The sequence below is a fragment of the Frankia nepalensis genome (genome assembly GCF_016786325.1).
Classification (GTDB): Bacteria; Actinomycetota; Actinomycetes; order Frankiales; family Frankiaceae; genus Pseudofrankia; species Pseudofrankia nepalensis.
Map to the genome: position 1 here is coordinate 1 of NZ_JADWYU010000289.1, position 4525 is coordinate 4525.

Here is a 4525-nt window from a genome sequence, read left to right on the forward strand (position 1 = left end):
GCGTCGGCAGCTGCAGATGTGTATAAGAGACCCCCCGTCGGGAGGCCCCCGCGGCGGCCCCCCTACGAGCGAAGCGAAGTAGGGGGGCCGCAGCGGAGGTCGCCGGAGCGCACGTTCGCGGAGGAGGACGGCGCGCGGAGGTCCCTTGGGAGCGCAGCGAGCAAGGGGCCGGAGCGCGCCGCCCGGACGGAGCGAACCAGGAGATTCAGCCTGCCCGGGCGGCGCGGTTGACGGCGCTCACGACGGCGCGCAGGGAAGCGGTGACGATGTTCGGGTCGACGCCGACGCCCCAGAACACCTTGCCGCCGAGGGCGTCCTCGACCTGTACTTCCAGGTAGGCGGCTGCCTTGGCGTCGGCGCCGCCGCCGATGGCGTGCTCGTTGTAGTCGTGCACCCTGACGGTGACGCCGACGCTCGCCAGCGCGTTGACGAACGCGTCGATCGGGCCGTTGCCGGTGCCGTTGATCACCTGTTCGGCGCCGTCACGGCGGACGGCGACGCGCACCTCGTCGCGGGCGCCGTCGCCGGCGCTCGCGGTGAACCGGACCACCTCGAGCGCGGCCGGGCCCGCGGTCGAGTCCAGGAAGTACTCCTGGCGGAACATGTCCCACAGCTCGCCGGCGGTCACCTCGCCGCCCTCGCCGTCGGTGTGCCGCTGCACGACCTGGGAGAACTCGATCTGCAGCCGGCGCGGCAGGTCCAGCCCGTGCTCGGACTTCAGCAGATAGGCGACGCCGCCCTTGCCGGACTGGCTGTTGACCCGGATGACGGCCTCGTAGGTGCGGCCGACGTCCTTCGGGTCGATCGGCAGGTACGGAACCTCCCAGACCCGTTGACCGGTCCGCTCCAGCGCCTCGAAGCCCTTCTTGATGGCGTCCTGGTGGGAGCCGGAGAAGGCCGTGTAGACGAGGTCGCCGCCGTAGGGATGGCGTGGGTGTACCGGCAGCTGGTTGCAGTACTCGACAGTCCGGCGGATCTCGTCGATGTCCGAGAAGTCGATCATTGGGTCGATGCCCTGCGAGAACAGGTTCATTCCCAGGGTCACCAGGCAGACGTTGCCCGTGCGCTCGCCGTTGCCGAACAGGCAGCCCTCGACCCGGTCGGCGCCGGCCATGACGCCCAGCTCGGCGGCGGCGACCGCGCAGCCGCGGTCGTTGTGCGGGTGCAGCGAGAGCACGACCGCGTCGCGCCGGGTCAGGCTTCGGCTCATCCACTCGATCTGGTCGGCGTAGACGTTGGGCGTCGACATCTCGACGGTGGCCGGCAGGTTCAGCACGACGGGGCGGTCGGGCGTCGGCTCCCAGACGTCCATCACCGCCTCGCAGACCTCGACCGCGTACTCCAGCTCGGTCCCGGTGAACGACTCGGGGCTGTACTGCCAGCGCAGGTCGGTGCGGTCGTCCAGCAGCTTCTCGGCGTACTGGACGGTCCAGCGGGCGCCCTGGACGGCGATCTCGGTGATGCCGGCGCGGTCCAGGCCGAACACGACCCGCCGCTGCAGGGTCGAGGTCGAGTTGTACAGGTGCAGCAGCGCCTTGCGGGAGCCGACCAACGACTGCACGGTCCGCTCGATCAGCTCCTCGCGGGCCTGGGTCAGGACCTGGATGGTGACGTCGTCCGGGATCCGGTCGCCCTCGATCAGCTGCCGGATGAAGTCGAAGTCGGTCTGGCTCGCCGCCGGGAACCCGACCTCGATCTCCTTGTAGCCCATCCGTACCAGCAGCTCGAACATCTTCAGCTTGCGGTCGGGCGTCATCGGATCGACCAACGCCTGGTTGCCGTCACGCAGGTCGACACTGCACCACAGCGGGGCCTTGGTGATCTGGGCGGCGGGCCAGGTCCGGTCCGGCAGCGCTACCGGCTGGAACGGCCGGTACTTGTCGATGGGCATGCCGGAGGGAACCTGCGGGTTGTTGATCACTGCATCTGCTTCCTGTAGAGGCCCTCAGCTCCGAAGGCCACCGGGCGCTGACGCGTCGAAAACTCCGCGACGGGGAAGCCAGCCGGAAAGTCAGGCCCCGCCGCGGCGGCTAAGGAGCAGGCCGCTACGCCGTAGCCGCGGAAGCGGCGACGGCTGCGCTCCAGGAAGCGAGGCTCCAAGAAGCGAGGCAGCAGGAAGCGAGGCACACATGGCGGCAACAGCCTACCCCAGTCCCCGGCCTTGCCTAGTCCCCCGCCTGGTCCCTCATCTGGTCCACGCGATCCCCGGCCGGGGCCCGGGTGTGGTCCCCGTCGCAGTGAGCCACGCCAGGACCATGGCCCGCTTGACGTGAGGGGCAGTCGTCGGCCAAGGTAGGCGGGTGCTTCTGAGCCTTCTTGTACGTGGAGAGCGTGCGTAGTCGACAGTCCCGGGTCCGGGACCGACTCGTGCGCAGCCCCTCAGTGCCCCCGGCACGAGGGGCTTTTTAGTGCCCAGGACCAAGCCGGCCCCGCCAGGAGCGGGCACCCTGGCTCGGTAACCCTGGCTCGGTAACACAGCCATGACCACGTATACGGCAGGCCAGCAGCCGAACCCGCCAGATCAGCGACAGGGTTCCTGCCAGATCAGCGAAGCTGATCCGGCAGGCCAGCGAACTGGCGGGGCCCGGTGCCCAGGCCGCGGCGCCAGCCCCACCCCGGCCAACGTCAAGGAAGACGACAGATGACTAGAGAGATCACTGGAGCCCAGTCGCTCGTTCATTCCCTGGAAGCGGTCGGGGCCGACGTTGTCTTTGGCATCCCGGGCGGCGCGATCCTGCCCGCCTACGACCCGCTGTTCGACTCGACGCGGGTCAGGCACATCCTCGTCCGTCACGAGCAGGGAGCCGGGCACGCGGCGGAGGGATACGCCCAGGCGACGGGCAGGGTCGGCGTCTGCATGGCCACCTCGGGCCCCGGAGCGACGAACCTGGTGACCCCGATCGCCGACGCCTACATGGACTCGGTGCCGATGGTCGCCATCACCGGGCAGGTCGCCCGGCCCGCGATCGGGACGGACGCCTTCCAGGAGGCGGACATCTGCGGCATCACGATGCCGATCACCAAGCACAACTTCCTGGTTCAGTCGGCGGACGACATCCCGCGCACGATCGCCGAGGCGTTCCACCTGGCCGCCACCGGCCGGCCCGGCCCGGTGCTCGTCGACCTGCCCAAGGACGTGCTGCAGTCGCTGACCAGCGTGCTGCCGCACGAGGCCTGGCCGCCGGCGCTCGAGCTGCCCGGCTACCGGCCGGTCACCCGCCCGCACGCCAAGCAGGTGCGCGAGGCGGCCAAGATGATCAGCTCCTCCCGCCGGCCGGTGCTCTACGTCGGTGGCGGCGTGCTCAAGTCCCGCGCCACCGCCGAACTGCGCATCCTGGCCGAGCTGACCGGCATCCCGGTCGTGACCACGCTGATGGCGCGGGGCGCGTTCCCCGACTCCCACCACCTGCACCTCGGCATGCCCGGCATGCACGGCTCGGTCGCCGCCGTCACCTCGCTGCAGAAGGCCGACCTGCTGATCGCGCTGGGCACCCGGTTCGACGACCGGGTCACCGGGAAGCTGTCGACCTTCGCGCCGCACGCGCAGATCATCCACGCCGACATCGACCCGGCCGAGATCGGCAAGAACCGGGCGGCCGACGTGCCGATCGTCGGCGACTGCCGCGAGGTCATCGCCGACCTGATCGCCGCGCTGCAGGCCGAGCAGCGCCCCGACCTGGCCGCCTGGTGGGACCAGCTGAACAGGTGGCGGAGCACCTACCCGCTCGGCTACACCGAGCCGGCGGACGGCTCGCTCGCGCCGCAGCACGTCATCGAGCGGATCGGGAAGATCACCGGGCCGGGCACCGTGTTCACGGCGGGCGTCGGCCAGCACCAGATGTGGGCCGCGCAGTTCATCTCCTACGAGGAGCCGTACACCTTCCTGAACTCCGGCGGCGCCGGGACCATGGGCTACGCGGTGCCCGCCGCGATGGGCGCCAAGGTCGGCCGGCCGGAGGCGACCGTGTGGGCGATCGACGGCGACGGCTGCTTCCAGATGACCAACCAGGAGCTGGCGACCTGCGCCCTGGAGGGCATCCCGATCAAGGTCGCGGTCATCAACAACGGCGCGCTCGGCATGGTCCGCCAGTGGCAGACGCTGTTCTACGACGAGCGCTACTCGAACACCGACCTCGGCACCCACCCGGCCAGCTCGCGCACCGGCGTGAAGCGGGTCCCGGACTTCGTCCGGCTCGCCGAGGCGCTCGGCTGCGTCGGGCTGCGTTGCGAGACGGCCGCGGACGTCGACAGCACGATCGAGAAGGCGATGGCGATCGACGACGCCCCGGTCGTGATCGACTTCGTCGTCCACCCGGACGCGATGGTGTGGCCGATGGTCGCCGCCGGCTCCAGCAACGACGACATCAGGGTCGCCCGCGACCTGGCCCCCGACTTCGACTACTCGGGCGACGCCGAGGTCAATCTCTGATGCTGGTTCGTTCTGTTTCTCTGGTTCGCTCCGTCCGGGCGCGGCGCTCCGGCCCCTTGCTCGCTGCGCTCCCAAGGGACCTCCGCGCCGCGTCCT

The 4525-nt window shown here is 70.3% G+C and carries 2 protein-coding genes; one reads left to right on the top strand and one right to left on the bottom strand.

All coding sequences use genetic code 11. The annotated features are described in order from the left end of the window. Nucleotides 1–205: 205 nt before the first annotated feature. On the bottom strand, nucleotides 206–1891 hold the full coding sequence (gene leuA, locus I6A81_RS40480) for a 2-isopropylmalate synthase (RefSeq protein WP_203007965.1): 1686 nt from the start codon (nucleotides 1889–1891) through the stop codon (nucleotides 206–208). A 696-nt stretch (nucleotides 1892–2587) separates the two neighbouring features. On the opposite strand from leuA, the gene I6A81_RS40485 reads away from it, so the two are divergent. Continuing rightward, nucleotides 2588–4429: an acetolactate synthase large subunit gene (locus I6A81_RS40485; RefSeq protein ID WP_407661467.1), complete on the top strand. Its 1842-nt coding sequence runs from the start codon at nucleotides 2588–2590 to the stop codon at nucleotides 4427–4429. Nucleotides 4430–4525: the final 96 nt, after the last annotated feature.

What these genes read in the sequence shown, in the direction of transcription:
- leuA (WP_203007965.1), bottom strand. Translation starts at nt 1,891, where the DNA reads ATGCCCATCGACAAGTACCGGCCGTTCCAGCCGGTAGCGCTGCCGGAC.